This is a genomic window from Baekduia alba, assembly GCF_028416635.1.
GTDB classification, from domain to species: Bacteria; Actinomycetota; Thermoleophilia; order Solirubrobacterales; family Solirubrobacteraceae; genus Baekduia; species Baekduia alba.
The window spans coordinates 3,334,119-3,350,170 of record NZ_CP114013.1 but is presented as its reverse complement, the minus strand read 5'-3'; the positions used below and the strand labels follow the sequence as shown (position 1 = coordinate 3,350,170).

The window sequence follows — 16,052 nt, the reverse complement described above, 5'->3', positions numbered from 1 at the left end:
GCGCGGCGCAGGAGCGTCCCGGCCGGCGTCGAACGCCGCAGGGACATGCCTCTGCTGCGGTCGCTGGACCAGGCTGCGACGCACCGCTACGGGCGCGTGCTGCTGGCGACCGCCATCGTGGTCGTCGCGATGATCGCGCTGCCCGACAACGACCTCGGCCGCGGCTTCGCGCTCGTCCTGCAGGCGCTGCTGCTCGTGATGGTGACGGTCGCGGCGCGCGACACGCGCAGCCGCGTCCTCACGACGATCGGCGTCGCCGCCGCCTTCGTCGGCGTGATCTCGGCCGCCGGCGCGACGCTCTCGACCTGGATCGTGCTCGGCCTCAGCTGCGCGCTGGCCGGCGCGATGATCACCACGTTGGCGATCGGCGTCGTCGCGCTCGTCCGAACCACCGGCGTGACGGTCCAGGCCGTCGCCGGCGGCCTGGCGATGTACCTGCTGGCCGGGATGGCGTTCTCGGACCTGATCGGCGCGGTCGCCGCCGTCGGCGACGGCTACTACTTCGCCCAGGGCACCGACGGCACCTCGGGCGAGCGCATCTACTACTCCTTCGTCTCGCTGACCACGACCGGCTTCGGCGACTTCACGCCGAGCAACGAGGTCGGCCGCGCCCTCGCCGTCCTCGAGGTCCTGATCGGCCAGATCTACCTCGTCGTCGTCGTCGCGCTGCTGGTCGGCAACCTCACGCGACGAGACGCGCGAGCAGACGGTCCAGGATCGCCGTAGGGTCGGCGCACAGGCCGGTGTGGATCGGTGAGGGTTGGACGATGGTCGAGGAGGCCGCGGTCAGCCAGCCGAAGCGGTCGGACTGCGGCAGCGCGGCGAGCGCGCCGCCGGCCGGGTCGCCGTCGGCGACGCGGACCATGCCGTCGAGGTGCGTCCGGACGGCCTCGACGTCCAGGTCGGGGGAGAGCGAGCGCAGGCGGTCGTCGTCGACGAGCACCCGGGCCGCCAAGAACTGGCGGCGGCGGCAGTAGACGACGACGCCGACGTTGAGCGCCTCGCCGCGCTCGACCGACGGCACGACGCGCCAGATCGCGTACTGGAACGCGTCGTCCTCACGCGGCGGCACGGCGCGCCTCCTCGGCCTCGGTGGCGAACTGCGCGGCCGCGAGGCGCTCCTCGAAGTAGGTCACGTAGATCGCGCGCGCCAGCGGCGCGTCGTCGCCGAGCCAGTCGTCGGGGACGTCGCGGACGACCCGCTCCAGCGTCGCGCGGTCCAGCCGCGGCGCCAGGCGCTCGCCGGCCTCCACGATCGAGCCCGCGAACGGCAGCAGCACGTGGTCCTCGACGAGCGGGAAGCCGGCGCCCGACGCGCCGTCCGGCCACGTCGGCGCGTGGTGGCGGTACAGCGCCGCGCCGTGGTCGATCAGCCACAGGTCCCGGTGCCAGATCAACATGTTGGGGTTGCGCGGCGTGCGGTCGACGTTCGCGCACAGGGCGTCCAACCACACCACCTCGGCCGCGAGCTCCGGCGTCACGCCGACCGGCGCGGCGGGGGAGAAGGGCAGCGCGCCGGGCAGGAAGTCCAGCGCCGCGTTGGTCCCGCCGCTGGCCGCGACCAGCTGCTGGATCTCGGGATCCGGCTCGGCCGCGGCGAGCAGCGGATCGACGTCGACGACCACGATCTCCGGCACGCGCAGGCCGATCGCCCGCGCGACCTCGCCCACGACGACCTCGGCGATCAGCGCCTTCAGGCCCTGCCCGGCGCCGCGGAACTTGACGACGTACAGCCCGTCGTCGTCGGCCTCCACGAGGCCGGGCATCGAGCCGCCCTCGCGCAGCGGCGTGACGTAGCGCGTGGCGCGCACGGTGCGCAGGTCGGCGGTCGCTGGTTCGGGCATCCGAGCGCGGACGGTAACGATCTGGCCCAGCGCCGTCCCGGCACCGCCAGTACGGTCGATCCCCACGGATGTGGTTCGAGGCCGACAACATGGTGCTCACGACCGCGCAGGCGGCGTGCGTGGCGCTGCCCGCCGCGGGCGTGCCGCGCCTGCTGCAGCGCTTCCGCGGCGGCTGGTGGGCGCTGGTGCTGCCGCTGTGCATCGTCGTGGTGATCGTCGCGATCAACGAGATCCCGAACACCGCGGACGTCCTGACGTGGGTCGCGCTGCTGCTCGTCCCGCCCGGCTGCGCGCTCGCGCTCGGCTGGGCGATGCGCGGCGCGCGCTGGTGGCTGGCGTCGCTGGCGATCCCGCTGCTGGCGCTGGCCTGGGCCGACCAGGACGGCTCGCGCCCCGGCCAGATCGCGACGCTCGTGCTGATCATGGGGTCGTGCGTGACGCTCGGGCGCCTGCTCGCCGGCGCCGCGCCGCTGATCCTGCTCGAGCTCGGGCTGATCGCGATGGCGATCTCCGACGCGATCCTGGTCTTCGGCAACACGCTCCAGGCGCCCAACGCCGTGCTCGTCGCAGCCGAGCCCGGCGCCGGCCTGCCGCAGTTGCAGTCGGCGGGCTTCCACTTCGCGTCGATGGGCTACGGCGACTTCTTCGCGGCGGCCGTCCTGGGCGGGATCCTGGCCGCGCAGCGCCGCCCGCAGCTCGTCCCGGCGCTGGCCATGGTCGCCGTCTCGCTGGCCTGGGACCAGCTCTTCCTCGTCGTCGACACCCTCCCCGCGACGGTGCCCCCCGCGATCGTGCTGGTGGGCGTCGAGGCCTGGGCCTGGGTCGATCGGCGCCGCGCTGGGTAGCACTCCAGTCGCAGGTCCAACAAGGGGGGAAGACCAAGTGCAACGACACGCGTCCTACGTCGGTGGGGCAGTGGCGCGGGCCGCTCGCGACGCCACCGGCGCGCAACGCGCCTGGGTGTTCGCGTCGGTCGCGCCGCACGCGCGCCTGCGGCTGACCGGCAGCGACGGCGGCGCCGTGCCCGAGGCGGCAGACGCGCTCGCGCTGCGCACCGCCGGCGTCGCGATCAACGCCGAGCTGGCGGTCGTGGTGCTCGGCGAGGCGCCCGGGCCGTTGGCCGACGCGGCGTTCCTCGGCGTCCCGGTGCCGTTCGTCGACGGGCGCATGGGGGCGCTGGTCGTGATCGGTGGCCAGCCGCTGGTGGCCGGGCGCGCCGCCGCCGACGCGCTCGTGGCGCTCGCGTGGGCGCAGGTTCAGGTCCACCGGCGCGTTGGCGGCGCTCGCTGAGGCGGGCGGCGAACGCGACGCGGGGCAGCGCGCCGCTAGAGCAGCGCGCAGATGCGCTCGGCCGACAGCTCGCCCTTGGGGACGAAGCCCTTGGCGCCGCTGCGGCCGACGAGCGGGCCGAACTCGCGCGAGTCGCGGCTCGAGGTCAGGACGACCTTGGGCGCCGCGTGGTCGAGGCAGATGCGCGACGCGACGTCGAAGCCGTCGAAGTCGGGCAGGTTGATGTCCAGGAGGACGACGTCGGGCGAGAGCTCGGAGGCGGCCGCGAGGCCGCTCGCCCCGTCCTCGGCCTCGCCGATGACCTCGAAGCCCTCGTGCTCGAGGAGCAGGCGGGCCGCCGAGCGGAAGCTCGGGTGATCGTCGACGATGAGGACCTTCATGGGCACACCTCAAGCGTGCCCATCGGCGCGGGTTTCCAACGTGCGGCTAACCCCCTTTTGCTCCGTGGGTGTCCGGATATCGACGCGAGAGGTACCGCGCGTCAAGTTTCGGACGGCCTACAGCAGGCCCTGCTGGTGCGCGCGTGCCACGGCCTCGTCGCGTGACTGGGCGCCGAGCTTGGTGTAGATGTTGCGGCAGTGCGTCTTGACGGTGTTGACCGACAGGAACAGCCCAGCGCCGATCTCGCGCTGCGAGAGGCCCGAGGGCAGCATCCGCAGGACGGCGCGCTCGGACGGCGACAGCGCGTCGCGGCGCGCCGTGGCCGGCGCGACCGCCGTGGCCCGACCGGCGAGGCGGCCGCCCGTGGCCGGGCAGCCGGCGAGGATCTCCAGCGCTTCGGCCTCGAGGACGTCGGCGAGCTCCGGGCGCTGGCACGCGCGGTGCACCGCGCCGAGTCTGAGCCGCGGCTCGGCGCGCTCGAAGCGCGAGCCGCCGCGCCGGGCGAGCGCGATGGCGCGGCCCAGCGGCGCGACGGAGGACTCCAGCGCGCCAGCCAGCTCCAGGAGCCGGCCTTCGGCGAGCGCGCCGCCGATCGCGACCGGATGCTCGGCGACGGCCGGGTCGGCGTCGGCGAGGTCTTCGAGGCGGCCGAGCCGGCGGCGGGCCGCGTCGTCGTCGCCGCCCTCGGCCGCCAGCAGCGCGAGGTAGCCGAGCGCGGCGGTCAAGGCATAGCGGTCGCCGTGCCGGTGCGCGAGGCCGGCGGCGCGCGCGAAGTGGCGGTGCGCGACGCGCGGGTGCCCGCGCCAGAGCGCCTCGTGCGCGCGCAGCAGCGCGTCGGCCGTGTGCCAGTAGCCGTCGGCGGGATCGTCCTGGGCCGCGGCCTCGATCCGGGCGGCGAGCGCGGGGAGGTCGCCGCGCCTGAGCGCGTCGTTGGCGTGCAGGAGCCGGCCGCGCGCCCGCAGCTCGGGCGCGACCCGCGGCTCGGCGAGCTGGCGCTCAGCCGTGCTCAGCGCTCCGCGTTCGAGGGTGGCCCAGAGGCGGACGAGGAACAGGTCGGGCTCGGCGGCGGCGACCTTCGGCGGCAGCTCATGCAGCCACGCCTGCACCGTCGCCTGCTCACCGCGTGCCAGCGTAGCCGGCCAGACCGCCGCGACGATCGCCGCCGCGGTGGCGGGCTCGCGGGCGGCCAGCGCGCCGTCGAAGCGAGCCGACGGCGTGCCCGCGGTGCGCGGCGTGGCGCCGGCGTCGGCCTCGGCGACCGTCCCGTCGAGCGCCAGCGTGGCGTGCTCGCCGGCCGCGTCGCGGAGCGCGGCGGCCACCGCGGGTGGCGCGTCGGCGACGACCAGGAGCGAGCCCTCCGGCGCGCGGGCCAGCCAGGTCGTCAGCGACGGCAGCGCCTCGGCGGCGCGCTCGCCCAGCGCGCCGCAGCGGTCCAGCACCACCATGATCGCCTCCGGGAGCGTCGCGGCCTCGGCGGCGACGAGCGGGACGACCGCGTCGGTCAGCGCCGCCGGGCCGGCCGCGAGCATCGCCTCGGCGTCGACGCCGAATCCGGGCCGCAGCACGCGCAGCGCGGCGATCGCGCAGCGCCAGAGCCGCACCGGGTCCGCGTCCTCGGGGTCCAGCGCCAGCCAGGCGACCGGCCGGCCGTCGCCGGCCGCGAGCGCCCGCGCGCCCCGCCCGTCGACCAGCGCCAAGCGTGCCGTGGAGGCCGCCTGGAGGCGTCCCGGCGCGTATGCGCGCCGGGGCGGTGGGGATGCGCCGTCGCCGTCGGGGACGCACAGCTTCGTGGGGGCGACGACGGACCCCGCCGGAGCGAGGGCGACGTCCATGACCGGCCGACCCTATCCACACGCGAACCTGGCGCGCCAGCGCGTAACGCGTGGGCCATCGGCGCAGACCGGCCGGCGTGCGCGCTTTCATCCCGTCGACACGATGGTGATCCTGCTGCTCATCAGCGCGCTGGTCGGCGCCGGCACCGCGCTCAGCCCGTGCGCGCTCCCGGTCCTTCCGGCGCTGCTCTCGGCCGGCGCGGCGGGCGGCCGGCGCCGGCCGCTGGCGATCGTCCTGGGCCTCTCGGTCACCTTCCTGCTGTCGATCGTCGGCGGCGGCGAGCTGCTGCGCCACGTCGGCCTCGGCGGCAACACGCTGCGCGACGCGGGCATCGCGGTCCTCGTGATCGCGGGCCTCGCCGCGCTCGCGCCGAGCCTCGCCGACCGGCTGGAGCGCCCGCTGGCCGCGCTGTCGCGCCTCGCGCCCAGGACCAAGGGCGATGGCTTCGCCTCGGGCCTGCTCGTCGGCGCGGCGCTCGGCTTCGTCTACGCGCCGTGCGCCGGCCCGGTGCTGGCGGCCGTCGCCTCGGTCTCGGCGGTCACCGGCCGCACGTTCGCGGTCGCGCTGGCCTACACCGCAGGCAGCGCCGCGGTCCTTGCCGCGATCGCGCTCGGCGGCCGCCGCGTCCTGGAGCCGATCCGGCGCGCCGGCCCGCTGCGCGTCCAGCGGGCGCTCGGCGCGATCCTGCTGGTCACCGCGGTCGCGTTCGCCGCCGGCCTCGACATGGACTTCGAGACCGCGCTGGCCCGCCACACCGACGACATCACCTTGACCGCGGGGCTGGAGAAGTCCGGCTCGGTCCAGGGGCGCCTCGGCGACCTGCACCACACCAAGCCGAAGTTCGCGACGCCGGCCAAGTCCTCCAACAAGGCCGATCTGCCCGACCTCGGCCACGCGCCCGACTTCGTCGACACCCAGCGCTGGTTCAACTCCGCGCCGCTGTCGCTGGACCGGCTCAAGGGCCGCGTCGTCCTGATCGACTTCTGGACCTACACCTGCATCAACTGCCTGCGCGCGCTGCCCTACCTGGAGGCGTGGGACCAGCGCTACCGCGCACAGGGCCTCACCGTCGTGGGGATCCACGCGCCCGAGTTCGCCTTCGAGCACGACGCGGGCAACGTGCAGCGCGCGATCGCGACCAACAACATCAAGTACCCCGTCGTCCAGGACAACAACTTGTCCACCTGGAACGCCTGGGGCAACCAGTACTGGCCCGCCGAGTACCTGATCGACGCCAAGGGCGAGGTGCGCGAGACGCACTTCGGCGAGGGCGACTACGAAACGACCGAGGCCGCGATCCGGGCGCTCCTGGCCGAGCGCGGCAGCGCGGTCACCGCCGCGCGGGCCAAGCCGAAGGACGTCACGCCCGTGGGCACGGAGGCGACGCCGGAGACCTACGTCGGCACCGCGCGCGCCCAGGGCTTCGTCGGCACGCCGCCGACCAAGGGCACGCACGACTACGGCACGCCGCGCGCCAGGCCGCCGCTCAACGGCTTCGCGCTCGGCGGCACGTGGACGATCGGCGACGAGCCCGCCACCGCCGGGGCGGACGCCGCGCTCAGGGCCACCGTCCAGGGGCGCTTCGTCTACCTCGTGCTGAGCCCGCCGCCCGGCGGGCGGACGGGCACGGTGGACGTCGCGGTCGACGGCCGGCGCACCAAGCGCGTGACGGTCGACCACCAGCGCCTCTACACGCTCGCCGACTTCGGGCACACCGCCCGGCACACGATCGCGCTCACGTTCTCCCGCGGCACCTCGGCCTACGCCTTCACGTTCGGGTAGACGGCGGCCCAACCGAACTCTCAGGCTGCGTTAAGCCTCCTCTGGGATGTTCGTGCGCATGCCCATGCGGATCAAGCGCTACGTCCTGGTGTCCGCCGCTGTCCTGGCCGCCGGCGCCGGCGGCGGCGCCGCGCTCGCGGCCACGAGCGGCGACGACGACCACAAGAAGGCCGAGCAGGCCGTCATCGACGACGCCGCCAAGCGGCTGAACGTCACGCCCGACGCGCTGCGCGGCGCGCTCGGCGCGGCCGAGGACGCCCAGCTCGACCAGCAGGTCAAGGACGGCAAGCTCACGCAGGAGCAGGCCGACGCCATCAAGAAGCGCCGCGCCGACAGCGGCGCGGTGCTCGGCGGTCCGGCGGTCGGGCCGGGCGGCGTGCACCCCGGCTTCGGCCGCGGGGGCCCGCGCGGCGGCCTCGGCTTCAAGCTCGGCTCGGGCGGCGCGCTGGACGCCGCGGCCTCCGCGCTCGGCCTCGAGCTCGACGACCTCGTCACCAAGCTGAAGGCCGGCAAGTCGATCGCCGACGTCGCCAAGGACCAGGGCAAGAGCCTGGACGACGTCAAGCAGGCGATCACCGCCGGCGTGACCAAGGAGCTCGACCAGGCCGTCACCGACAAGAAGCTCACGAGCGCCCAGCGGGACAAGGTCCTGAAGGACCTCGGCGACCACCTCGACGACCTCGTCGCCCGCACGCCGCCCAAGGGCGGCCAGGACGGCGGCCCGCCGGCCGGTCACGCCGCGGGCCCCGGCCGGCACTGGCGCTAGCCTTCGTCGCGTCTCGCAGTCGCCACCACGACCTCGCAGGAGGTTCCGGGGCTTCTCCCAGGAACCTCTGAGGTTGTGGGCCGAGACTGGAGCGCGTGATGACCGCCACCGCCACGCCCGAGAGCCACCGCGTGCTCGTCGTCGACGACGAGCCGAACATCGCCGACGTGATCTCGATGGCCCTGCGCTTCCAGGGCTTCACCGTCGAGTCCGCCGGCGACGGCCGCACCGCGCTGGAGGCCGTGGCGACCTTCAAGCCGGACCTGCTCGTCCTCGACGTCATGCTCCCCGACATGGAGGGCTTCGAGATCGCCCGCCGGCTCAGCGCCGAGCGCGTCCAGGTCCCGATCATCTTCCTCACCGCTCGCGACGCCACCGAGGACAAGGTGCGCGGGCTCACGATGGGCGGCGACGACTACGTCACCAAGCCGTTCAGCCTCGAGGAGCTCGTCGCGCGGATCCGGACGATCCTGCGCCGCGCGGGCCTCACGCAGCCCGAGACGTCGCGGCTGGTCTTCGAGGACCTCGAGCTCGACGAGGACACGCGCGAGGTCATCCGCGGCGGCGAGCTGATCGAGCTGACCGCGACCGAGTACCGGCTGCTGCGGTACCTGATGCTCAACCCGCGCCGCGTGCTCACACGCGCCCAGATCCTGGACCAGGTGTGGGACTACGACTTCGGCGGCGACGCCCGCGTGCTCGAGACCTACATCTCGTACCTGCGCAAGAAGATCGACAAGAACGGGCCGCCGCTGATCCACACCGCGCGCGGCGTGGGCTACGCGCTGCGCGCGCCGCGGGCGTAGGTGTAGATGTCGCTGCGCACCCGGCTCGTCGCAGGTCTGCTGGCGCTCGCCGCGGTCGGCCTGCTCCTTCTGGCCGGCGTGACCTACGCCGAGCAGCGCCACTTCCTGATGAGCCGGGTCGACGACCAGGCCACGCAGGCGGTGCGCTGGACCGGCCGCGGCGGCCCGGCGGGCGGCATGGGCCTCGGTGGCCTCTACGGCCAGGGCGACGCGGGCGCGCTGCCGCCGGGGACCAGCGACGGCGACGACGACAACCGCCCGCCCGCCGACCGCGGGCCCGGCCCGGCGGCCGGCACGTGGTCGGTGATCCGCGACACGAGCGGCACCGACACGACGACCTGCTTCAGCTGCTACTCGACCGCGGACCAGCCCGCGTTCCCGGCGAGCATGACGGCCGGCGGCCCCAAGACGGTGCAGGCCACCAACACGGGCAAGTCCTATCGCGTGGTCGGCGTCAAGCTGCGCAGCGGCGCCACGCGCTTCGCCGCGGTGCCGCTGGCCGAGACCGAGACGACGCTGCACCGCCTGCTGCGCATCGAGGGCATGGTCATCGCGGGCATCCTGTTGGCCTTGGGCGCGTTGGCCTGGTGGTTGGTCCGGATCGGGTTGCGGCCGCTGGAGCGCATCGGCGTGACCGCCGGCGCGATCGCCGGCGGCGACCTGGCGCGGCGCGTCGAGCCGGCCGAGCCGCGGACCGAGGTCGGCCGCCTCGGCCTCGCGCTGAACCGCATGCTGGACCGGCTGGAGGACGCGTTCGCCAAGCAGAAGGCGTCCGAGGACCGGCTGCGCACGTTCCTGGCCGACGCGTCGCACGAGCTGCGCACGCCGCTGGCGTCGATCCGCGGCTACGCGGAGCTGTTCCGGATCGGCGCGGCGCGCGACGAGGAGGGCACCGAGAAGGCGATGAGCCGGATCGAGGCCGAGGCCGCGCGCATGGGCGTGCTCGTCGAGGACCTGCTGACGCTGGCGCGCCTGGACGAGGTGCGGGACCTGATCCGCGAGGACGTCGACCTGGCCACGCTCGCCGGCGACGCCGTCGACGACGCGCGGGCGACCGCGCCGGACCGCGAGATCGATCTGCGCCACGCCGGCGACGGCCACGTCGTGGGCGATCCGCACCAGCTCCGCCAGGTGCTGGCCAACCTGCTGCGCAACGGGCTCGTCCACACGCCGCCCGGGACGCCGATCGAGGTCGACGTCCGCGACGAGGGCGCCGCGAAGGTGCTCGAGGTCCGCGACTACGGCCCGGGTCTGCCGACCGACGAGGACGACGCGCTGTTCGAGCGCTTCTGGCGTGCGGAGGCCGGGCGCAAGCAGGGCAAGGCGGGCTCCGGCCTCGGCCTGGCGATCGTGGCCGGGATCGTCGCCCAGCACCACGGCGACGTGCGGGCCGAGAACGCGCCGGGCGGCGGCGCGCGCTTCACGGTGACGCTTCCGGCCGACGGGGCCTCGCGCCCAGGCGCGGCGACCGACGTCACGCCTGCGGCGTCGAGCTAGACAGCGCTCAGCGCGGCGTCGCGCGCGACTGGCGTCGGCGCGGCGCGCGTCTCGGTGCCGAGCTCGCGGGCCAGCTTCGCGAGGCGGCCGACGGCGTCGCGCAGCGTGTCCGGCGGCAGCGTGAACGGCAGGCGGACGTGGCGCTCGAAGGTGCCGTCGACCGAGAAGGCGGGGCCGGGGGAGAGCAGGATCCCGGCGGCGGCCGCGGCGGTGGCGAGGTGGGTCGCGTCGGGGGTCGGCAGGCGGGCCCAGGCGCTGATGCCGCCGTGCGGGCGGTCGACGGACCACGACGGCGCGTGCTCGGCGAGCGCGGCGAGCAGGGCGTCCCGGCGCAGGCGCAGCAGCGCGCGGCGCGAGGCCAGGACGGCGTCCCAGCTGTCCAACAACTCGACCGCTACGAGCTGCTCGAGGACCGGCCCGGCCATGTCGACCGCCGTCCGGATGGTCGCCAGCTCGCGGACCGCCCGGGCGGTCGCGCGGATCCAGCCGATGCGCAGCCCGGCCCACGCCGCCTTGCTCATCGAGCCGACGGTGATCACCGTGCCGCCCGGGTCGAACGCCCCGAGCGGCGGCGGCAGCGCCGGGCCGTCGAGGCGCAGCTCCGCGCACGTCTCGTCGACGACGAGGACGGCGCCGGCGCGCGCGCAGGTCAGCGCGACGGCCTCGCGCTCGGCGGCGCGCATCACGCGGCCGGTGGGGTGGTGGAAGTCCGGGACGGTCACGGCCAGCCGCGGCGCCGCCACGCGCGCGGCGGCGGCCCAGCCGTCCGGGTCCCAACCGCGGCCGGCCAGCGCGACCGGGACCGGGCGCGCCCGCGCGGCGCGGATCGCCATGAGCGTCCGCGGGTAGGCGGGCGCGTCGACGAGCACGCGGTCGCCCGGGCCGACGACCAGGTCCAAGACCAACCGCAGCGCGTGCTGGGCGCCCGCTGTGATCAGGACCTCGTCGGCGGTCGTCGGCAGGCCGCGCGCCGTCAGCCGCGCGGCGACCGCCATGCGCAGCTCGCCGAGGCCCGCCGGCGCGTAGCCGAGCCCCGGCAGGTGGCGCGCCAGCGCGGCCGTCGCGCGGGCCGCCGCGTCGGCCAGCAGCGGGTCGGGGGCGGGCAGCGCCCCGATGGTGAGGTCCACTTCGCCGTCCTCAGCGAGCCGGGGCGGCGCCGCCGGCCCCGCACCGGGCGGGAGCGTCAGCCAGCTTCCGGCGCCGCGCGCGCTGACCAGGTAGCCGTCGTCGCGCAGCCGGTCGAACGCGCGGGACACCGAGCCGCGGCTGAGCCCGAGCGCGTCGGAGAGGCTGCGCTCGCTGGGGATCCGGGTCCGAGCGGGCAGCCGCCCGTCGACCACCATGCCGCGCAGCGCATCGGCCAGCGCCTGCGCCGTGCGGCCCGGGCGCCGCCACTCGTCGCCGAGCAGCGCCGCCAGCGACGGCGCGGTCATCGTCGGAGCCATGGGGCCATGCTCGCAGAAGTGGATCTACCAGTACAGGGCCATTGCCGCCACCATGGATCCATGCTCGCCCGCCGCCTCACGCAGCTCTACGCCGGCCTCGTCCTGTACGGGTTCAGCGGCGCGCTCGTCCTGCTCTCGGGGCTGGGCAACTTCCCGTGGGACGTGCTGCACCAGGGGCTCGAGGTCCAGACCGGGATCGGCACCGGCCTCTGGGTCGACATCGTCGGCGCGCTGCTCCTGATCGCCTGGATCCCGCTGCGCCAGACGCCCGGCCTGGGCACGGTGAGCAACGTCATCGTCCTGGGCCTCGTCGTCCAGGTCATGTTGTCGCTCTTCGATCAACCCCATGATGTCGCGACCCGGGTCGTGCTCCTGCTCTCCGGCATCCTGCTCAACGGCGTCGCGACCGGCCTGTACATCGGCGCGCGCTTCGGCACCGGCCCGCGCGACGGCCTGATGGTCGGGCTCGCGGCCCGCACCGGCTGCTCGCTGCGCGCCGTCCGCACGATCCTCGAGCTCACCGTCCTGGCGACCGGCATCCTGCTCGGCGGCACGTTCGGCGCCGGGACGCTGCTCTACGCGCTCGCGATCGGCCCGCTGGCCCAGGTGTTCGTGCCGCTGCTGACCGTGCCGACCGTCAGCGGGCCATCGCGATGGAGCCCGCTCGCACCGTCGTCTCGATGACCTCGACCACGAGCTCCGGCGCGTCGAACATCGGGATGTGGCCGCAGTCGGGCAGCGTGACCGTCCGCGCGCCGGGCACGGCCAGCGGGTTCGGCCGGATCAGGCGGTCGCGCTCGCCGAACGCGACGGTCACCGGCACGGCGATCCCGGAGACGTCGCCGAGGGTCGCGCGGCGCATCGCGACGTTGGTCGCCGCGTACGCGGTCGCGCGCGCGTAGGAGGACACCATCCGCCACGCGTCGCGGTAGGGCACGCGCTCCGGGTGCGCGACGAACGGCGCGAGGACGGCGTGGCGCACGCGGCGGCTGCGCAGCGCCACCGGGATCAGGGGGCGCAGCCGCGCGGCGAGGCGCTGGCCGCGGCCCTGGACCGGCGTCTCGCCGTCGCCCAGCAGCGGCCCGCCCCAGAGCCCGGCGGGGCACAGCGCCGTCACCGATCGCGCGCGGCCGGCCTTGGCGAGCTCCAGCGCGATCCAGCCGCCGAGCGAGTTGCCGGCCACGTGGACGGCGTCGCGCAGCCCGAGGTCGTGGAGCACCTCCGCCACCGCCGCGGCCAGCGCGGCCGGCGACGGCTCCACGCCGTCGGGCAGCGGCGCCGATCGGCCGAAGCCCGGGAGGTCGAGCGCAAGCACATCATGTCGCTCGGCCAGCGCGTCCAGCACCGGATCCCACACGCACGCCTCACCACCGATCCCATGCAGCAGCACGAGCGGCGGCCCGGCACCGCGGCGCACGAGATGGACATCGGGTCGGGCGGCCATGTCCGCCCGTGCTACCCGCTCAGCCCGCCGGGGCGGCGGCCGAGCGCGCGACGTGGCGCAGGAACGGTGCCGCGTCGAGGCCGCGGCCGGTGGCGGCCTCGACGATCGGGACCGTGTCGAGGCGGCGGCCGTGGCGGTGGACCTTGTCGCGGAGCCACTCGCGGATCTCGGCGACGTCGCCGGCGGCGAGTGCCTCGTCGCGGGCGCCGAGGTCGGCCTCGAGCGTCTCCCACAGCTGGGCGGCGATCAGGCAGCCGAGAGCGTAGGACGGGAAGTAGCCGAAGGCGAGGCCGGACCAGTGGACGTCCTGCAGGACGCCGTCGGCGTCGGAGGGGACCTCGAGGCCGAGCAGGTCGCGGGTCGCGTCGTTCCAGGCGGTCGGGAGGTCGGCGACGCTCAGGTCGCCGTCGACCAGCGCGCGCTCGAGCTCGAAGCGCATGACGATGTGCAAGGGGTAGGTGACCTCGTCGGCGCTGACGCGGATCAGCGTCGGCCGGACGGCGGTCAGCGCCGTGTGGACGTCGCCGGCGCTGACCGGGAAGCCGGCGTTGGTCAGCTCCTGGGCCAGGACGCCGGAGAACGCCGGGCTGCGGCCGACGTGGTTCTCCCACAGCTTGCTCTGGGACTCGTGGATCGACATCGACGTGCCGTCGGCGAGCGTCGTGCGCGCCAGCTCCGGCGCGGTCTGGCGGTCGTAGAGCGCGTGGCCGAACTCGTGCATCGCGGCCAGCAGCGACTCGAGCTGGCCGTCCTCGTAGCGGGTCGTGATCCGGCTGTCGCGCAACCCCACGTTGGTGGAGAACGGGTGCGACGACACGTCCACGCGCCAGGACGCCGGGTCGACCCCGAACCGCGCCAGCACGCCCGTGACCGCGGCCTGCTGCGCGGCGACCGGGACCTCCAGCCGCTTCGGCGCCGGCAGCGAGGCGCGCTCGGCGACCAGCGGGGGCAGCGCGGCGCGCAGCTCGCCGAAGACCTCCTGGATGCGCGCCGTCGTCAGCCCGAGGTCGTAGTCCTGCAACAACGCGTCGTACGGGCTGGCGAAGCCGTCGAAGCACGCCGCGTAGCGGCGCGAGAGCTCCACGTTGCGCTCCAGGACGGGCGCGAACTTCGCGAAGTCGTCCTCCGCGCGCGCCAGCTCCCACGCGTCCTGTCCGGCGGCCGACGCCTGCGCCATCTCGGCCGCCAGCTCGGTCGGGACGCGCCGGGCGCGGTCGTAGTCGCGCTGGGTGACGCGCACGATGTCGCGGTCGACCTCGTTGAGGTCGGCGCCGGCGGCGGCCGCGAGCCACTCACCGACCTCGTCGGCGATGAACCGCTCGTGGCCGATGCGCTGCAGCGTCGCGAGCTGCTCGGCGCGCTCGGGCCCGCCGGCCGGGGGCATCATCGTGCGCTGGTCCCATCCGACCAGCTGACCGACGAGGCGCAGGTCGTTGAGCTCGGCGAGGCGGGCGCGAAGGGCGTCGATGGGCGCGGGCATGCTGGACACCTTATGCGGCCGCCGGCACTGCCTGCTCCGGCAGCGGGGCGAGGCGTCCGGCGCCGCGGCCGAGGCTCAGCAGCGCGATCGACGCGACCGCCGCGCCGGCCAGCGCGACCGCGAACACGGCGCCGCCGGTGGCGGTCGCCGCGGCCTGGCGCGCGCCGTCGCCGGCGGCGACCGCGTCGTGCAGCCGCGTCGCGTAGATCGTCTCGGCCGCGGCCAGCGCGCCGGCCCCGCCGAGCTGGCGCAGGAGCAGCAGCGTCCCCATCGCGGCGCCGATCTCGGCGGGCGCGACCGTGCGCTGCAGCGCGATCTGCAGGCCCGACAGCGCCGGGCCGACGCCCACGCCGATCAACCCCATGAACAGCAGGCTGAGGGCGTCCGGGGTCGACGCGTCGAACGTCGCGAAGCCCAGCGCGCCGAGCGCCATCAGGCCCATGCCGGCGACGATCGGCGTCCGGAACTCCAGGCGCTGGACGATGACCTGCGCGCCGACGTTGACCGCGACCACCAGGCCGAGCAGCAGCGGGTAGACGAGCAGCCCGGAGTGCGTCGCCGACACGCCGCGGGAGAACTGGAAGTAGCGCGGGAGCAGCAGGACGCCGCAGAACAGCCCGAACGCGGCGAACGTCCCGGCCACGCAGATCGCGGCGAGGCGCCGGTTCTCGGCCAGCAGCCGCAGCGGGATGATCGGCGCGGGCGCCCGGCGCTCGACCACGAGCAGCACCACGCCGACCGCCAGCCCGGCCGCGATCAGCCCGCCGGTGCGCAGCTCGGTCCAGGCCGGGAGCGACCCAAGGGCATCGGCATGGGTCTTCTCGTTCAACCCCACCAACAGCAGCGACACGGCGCCGGTGAGCAGCGCGATGCCCGCGAGGTCGAGCGGGACGTCGCGGCGCTCGGAGCGGCCGATCTCGGCGGGCAGGACGGTCGCGATCGCGATCAGCGCCATGACGCCGATCGGCAGGTTGACGGTGAAGCACGCGCGCCAGTCGACGTGGTCGGTGAGGAAGCCGCCGATCAGCGGCCCGGCGATGAACGCGAAGCCCATCATCCCGGCCAGCGCGCCCTGCAGCGCGGCGTTGCGCCGGCCGCCGTAGAGGTCGGCGACGAGGATGAACGACAGCGACTCCAGCGCGCCGGCGCCGGCGCCCTGGACCGCGCGGGCGCCGACGAGCCAGCCCATCGACTGCGCGCCGGCGGCCAGCGCCGAGCCGGCGAGAAACAGGACCATGCCGATCAGCAGCAGGCGCCGCCGGCCGTAGCGGTCCGACAGCCGGGCGTAGAGCGGCAGCGTGACCGTGGCGGGGACCAGGTACGCGGTGACGACCCAGAGGTACAGCGACTGGCCGTCGAGATCCTCGACCACGCGGGGCAGCGCGGTGCCGACGATGGTCTGGTCGAGCATCGCGAGCATGAGGCCGGACATGACCGCGGCGAGGAGGAGCCGCTGACGGGAGGGGGAGAGGGAGACCATACAT

General features: G+C 75.2%; 16 protein-coding genes. 8 read left to right on the top strand and 8 right to left on the bottom strand.

Annotated elements, in window-relative coordinates:
• Nucleotides 1-45 precede the first annotated feature (45 nt).
• Nucleotides 46-726, top strand: coding sequence for a potassium channel family protein (locus tag DSM104299_RS16940; protein ID WP_272472819.1), 681 nt, complete (start codon nucleotides 46-48; stop codon nucleotides 724-726).
• Here DSM104299_RS16940 and DSM104299_RS16935 read toward each other — a convergent pair.
• Entirely contained in the window at nucleotides 683-1,072 is a 390-nt protein-coding gene (locus DSM104299_RS16935) for a DUF3037 domain-containing protein (RefSeq protein ID WP_272472818.1), read from the bottom strand. The genes DSM104299_RS16940 and DSM104299_RS16935 overlap by 44 nt on opposite strands.
• Nucleotides 1,059-1,844, bottom strand: a complete 786-nt coding sequence (locus DSM104299_RS16930; RefSeq protein WP_272472817.1) for a HipA family kinase — start codon at nucleotides 1,842-1,844, stop codon at nucleotides 1,059-1,061. Before DSM104299_RS16930 ends, DSM104299_RS16935 begins: the two co-directional genes overlap by 14 nt.
• 68 nt (nucleotides 1,845-1,912) lie before the next feature.
• On the opposite strand from DSM104299_RS16930, the gene DSM104299_RS16925 reads away from it, so the two are divergent.
• Together DSM104299_RS16925 and DSM104299_RS16920 are read left to right on the top strand one after the other, a co-directional pair.
• Nucleotides 1,913-2,689, top strand: coding sequence for a hypothetical protein (locus DSM104299_RS16925; protein WP_272472816.1), 777 nt, complete (start codon nucleotides 1,913-1,915; stop codon nucleotides 2,687-2,689).
• A 70-nt stretch (nucleotides 2,690-2,759) separates the two neighbouring features.
• Nucleotides 2,760-3,134, top strand: coding sequence for a hypothetical protein (locus DSM104299_RS16920; protein WP_272472815.1), 375 nt, complete (start codon nucleotides 2,760-2,762; stop codon nucleotides 3,132-3,134).
• Nucleotides 3,135-3,169: 35 nt separating this feature from the next.
• Here the strand turns inward: DSM104299_RS16920 and DSM104299_RS16915 are convergent, their stop codons facing one another.
• Both DSM104299_RS16915 and DSM104299_RS16910 read right to left on the bottom strand, forming a co-directional pair.
• The gene (locus DSM104299_RS16915; protein ID WP_272472814.1) at nucleotides 3,170-3,514 is read right to left on the bottom strand and encodes a response regulator; all 345 of its coding nucleotides are present in this window, start codon (nucleotides 3,512-3,514) and stop codon (nucleotides 3,170-3,172) included.
• A 117-nt stretch (nucleotides 3,515-3,631) separates the two neighbouring features.
• Nucleotides 3,632-5,347 (bottom strand): LuxR C-terminal-related transcriptional regulator, encoded by a 1,716-nt coding sequence (locus DSM104299_RS16910; RefSeq protein WP_272472813.1) that lies wholly within the window; start codon nucleotides 5,345-5,347, stop codon nucleotides 3,632-3,634.
• A gap of 103 nt (nucleotides 5,348-5,450) precedes the next feature.
• On the opposite strand from DSM104299_RS16910, the gene DSM104299_RS16905 reads away from it, so the two are divergent.
• The 4 genes from DSM104299_RS16905 to DSM104299_RS16890 all read left to right on the top strand — a co-directional run bounded on the left by DSM104299_RS16905 (nucleotide 5,451) and on the right by DSM104299_RS16890 (nucleotide 10,199).
• Nucleotides 5,451-7,130 (top strand): cytochrome c biogenesis protein DipZ, encoded by a 1,680-nt coding sequence (locus DSM104299_RS16905; RefSeq protein ID WP_272472812.1) that lies wholly within the window; start codon nucleotides 5,451-5,453, stop codon nucleotides 7,128-7,130.
• A gap of 58 nt (nucleotides 7,131-7,188) precedes the next feature.
• Nucleotides 7,189-7,896 carry a hypothetical protein gene (locus DSM104299_RS16900; protein WP_272472811.1) on the top strand — a complete coding sequence of 236 codons (708 nt, stop codon included), beginning with the start codon at nucleotides 7,189-7,191 and terminating at the stop codon, nucleotides 7,894-7,896.
• A gap of 98 nt (nucleotides 7,897-7,994) precedes the next feature.
• Nucleotides 7,995-8,702, top strand: a complete 708-nt coding sequence (locus DSM104299_RS16895; protein ID WP_272472810.1) for a response regulator transcription factor — start codon at nucleotides 7,995-7,997, stop codon at nucleotides 8,700-8,702.
• Between the two features lie 6 nt (nucleotides 8,703-8,708).
• A complete protein-coding gene (locus DSM104299_RS16890; RefSeq protein WP_272472809.1) occupies nucleotides 8,709-10,199 on the top strand; it encodes a sensor histidine kinase in 1,491 nt (496 codons plus the stop codon).
• Here DSM104299_RS16890 and yczR read toward each other — a convergent pair.
• Nucleotides 10,196-11,644: a MocR-like transcription factor YczR gene (yczR, locus tag DSM104299_RS16885; RefSeq protein ID WP_272472808.1), complete on the bottom strand. Its 1,449-nt coding sequence runs from the start codon at nucleotides 11,642-11,644 to the stop codon at nucleotides 10,196-10,198. The two genes, DSM104299_RS16890 and yczR, sit on opposite strands and share 4 nt — an antisense overlap.
• Nucleotides 11,645-11,704: 60 nt before the next feature.
• Here yczR and yczE point away from each other — a divergent pair, with 60 nt between their 5' ends.
• Complete coding sequence (gene yczE, locus DSM104299_RS16880; RefSeq protein WP_272472807.1) at nucleotides 11,705-12,328, top strand: membrane protein YczE; 624 nt, start codon at nucleotides 11,705-11,707, stop codon at nucleotides 12,326-12,328.
• Here the strand turns inward: yczE and DSM104299_RS16875 are convergent.
• Genes DSM104299_RS16875 through DSM104299_RS16865 form a run of 3 tightly spaced genes read right to left on the bottom strand, consistent with a single transcriptional unit; the run spans nucleotide 12,282 to nucleotide 16,048 of the window.
• Complete coding sequence (locus DSM104299_RS16875; RefSeq protein WP_272472806.1) at nucleotides 12,282-13,088, bottom strand: alpha/beta fold hydrolase; 807 nt, start codon at nucleotides 13,086-13,088, stop codon at nucleotides 12,282-12,284. The genes yczE and DSM104299_RS16875 overlap by 47 nt on opposite strands.
• A gap of 19 nt (nucleotides 13,089-13,107) precedes the next feature.
• Nucleotides 13,108-14,568 (bottom strand): carboxypeptidase M32, encoded by a 1,461-nt coding sequence (locus DSM104299_RS16870; protein ID WP_272472805.1) that lies wholly within the window; start codon nucleotides 14,566-14,568, stop codon nucleotides 13,108-13,110.
• A 10-nt stretch (nucleotides 14,569-14,578) separates the two neighbouring features.
• Nucleotides 14,579-16,048, bottom strand: coding sequence for an MFS transporter (locus tag DSM104299_RS16865; RefSeq protein ID WP_272472804.1), 1,470 nt, complete (start codon nucleotides 16,046-16,048; stop codon nucleotides 14,579-14,581).
• Nucleotides 16,049-16,052: the final 4 nt, after the last annotated feature.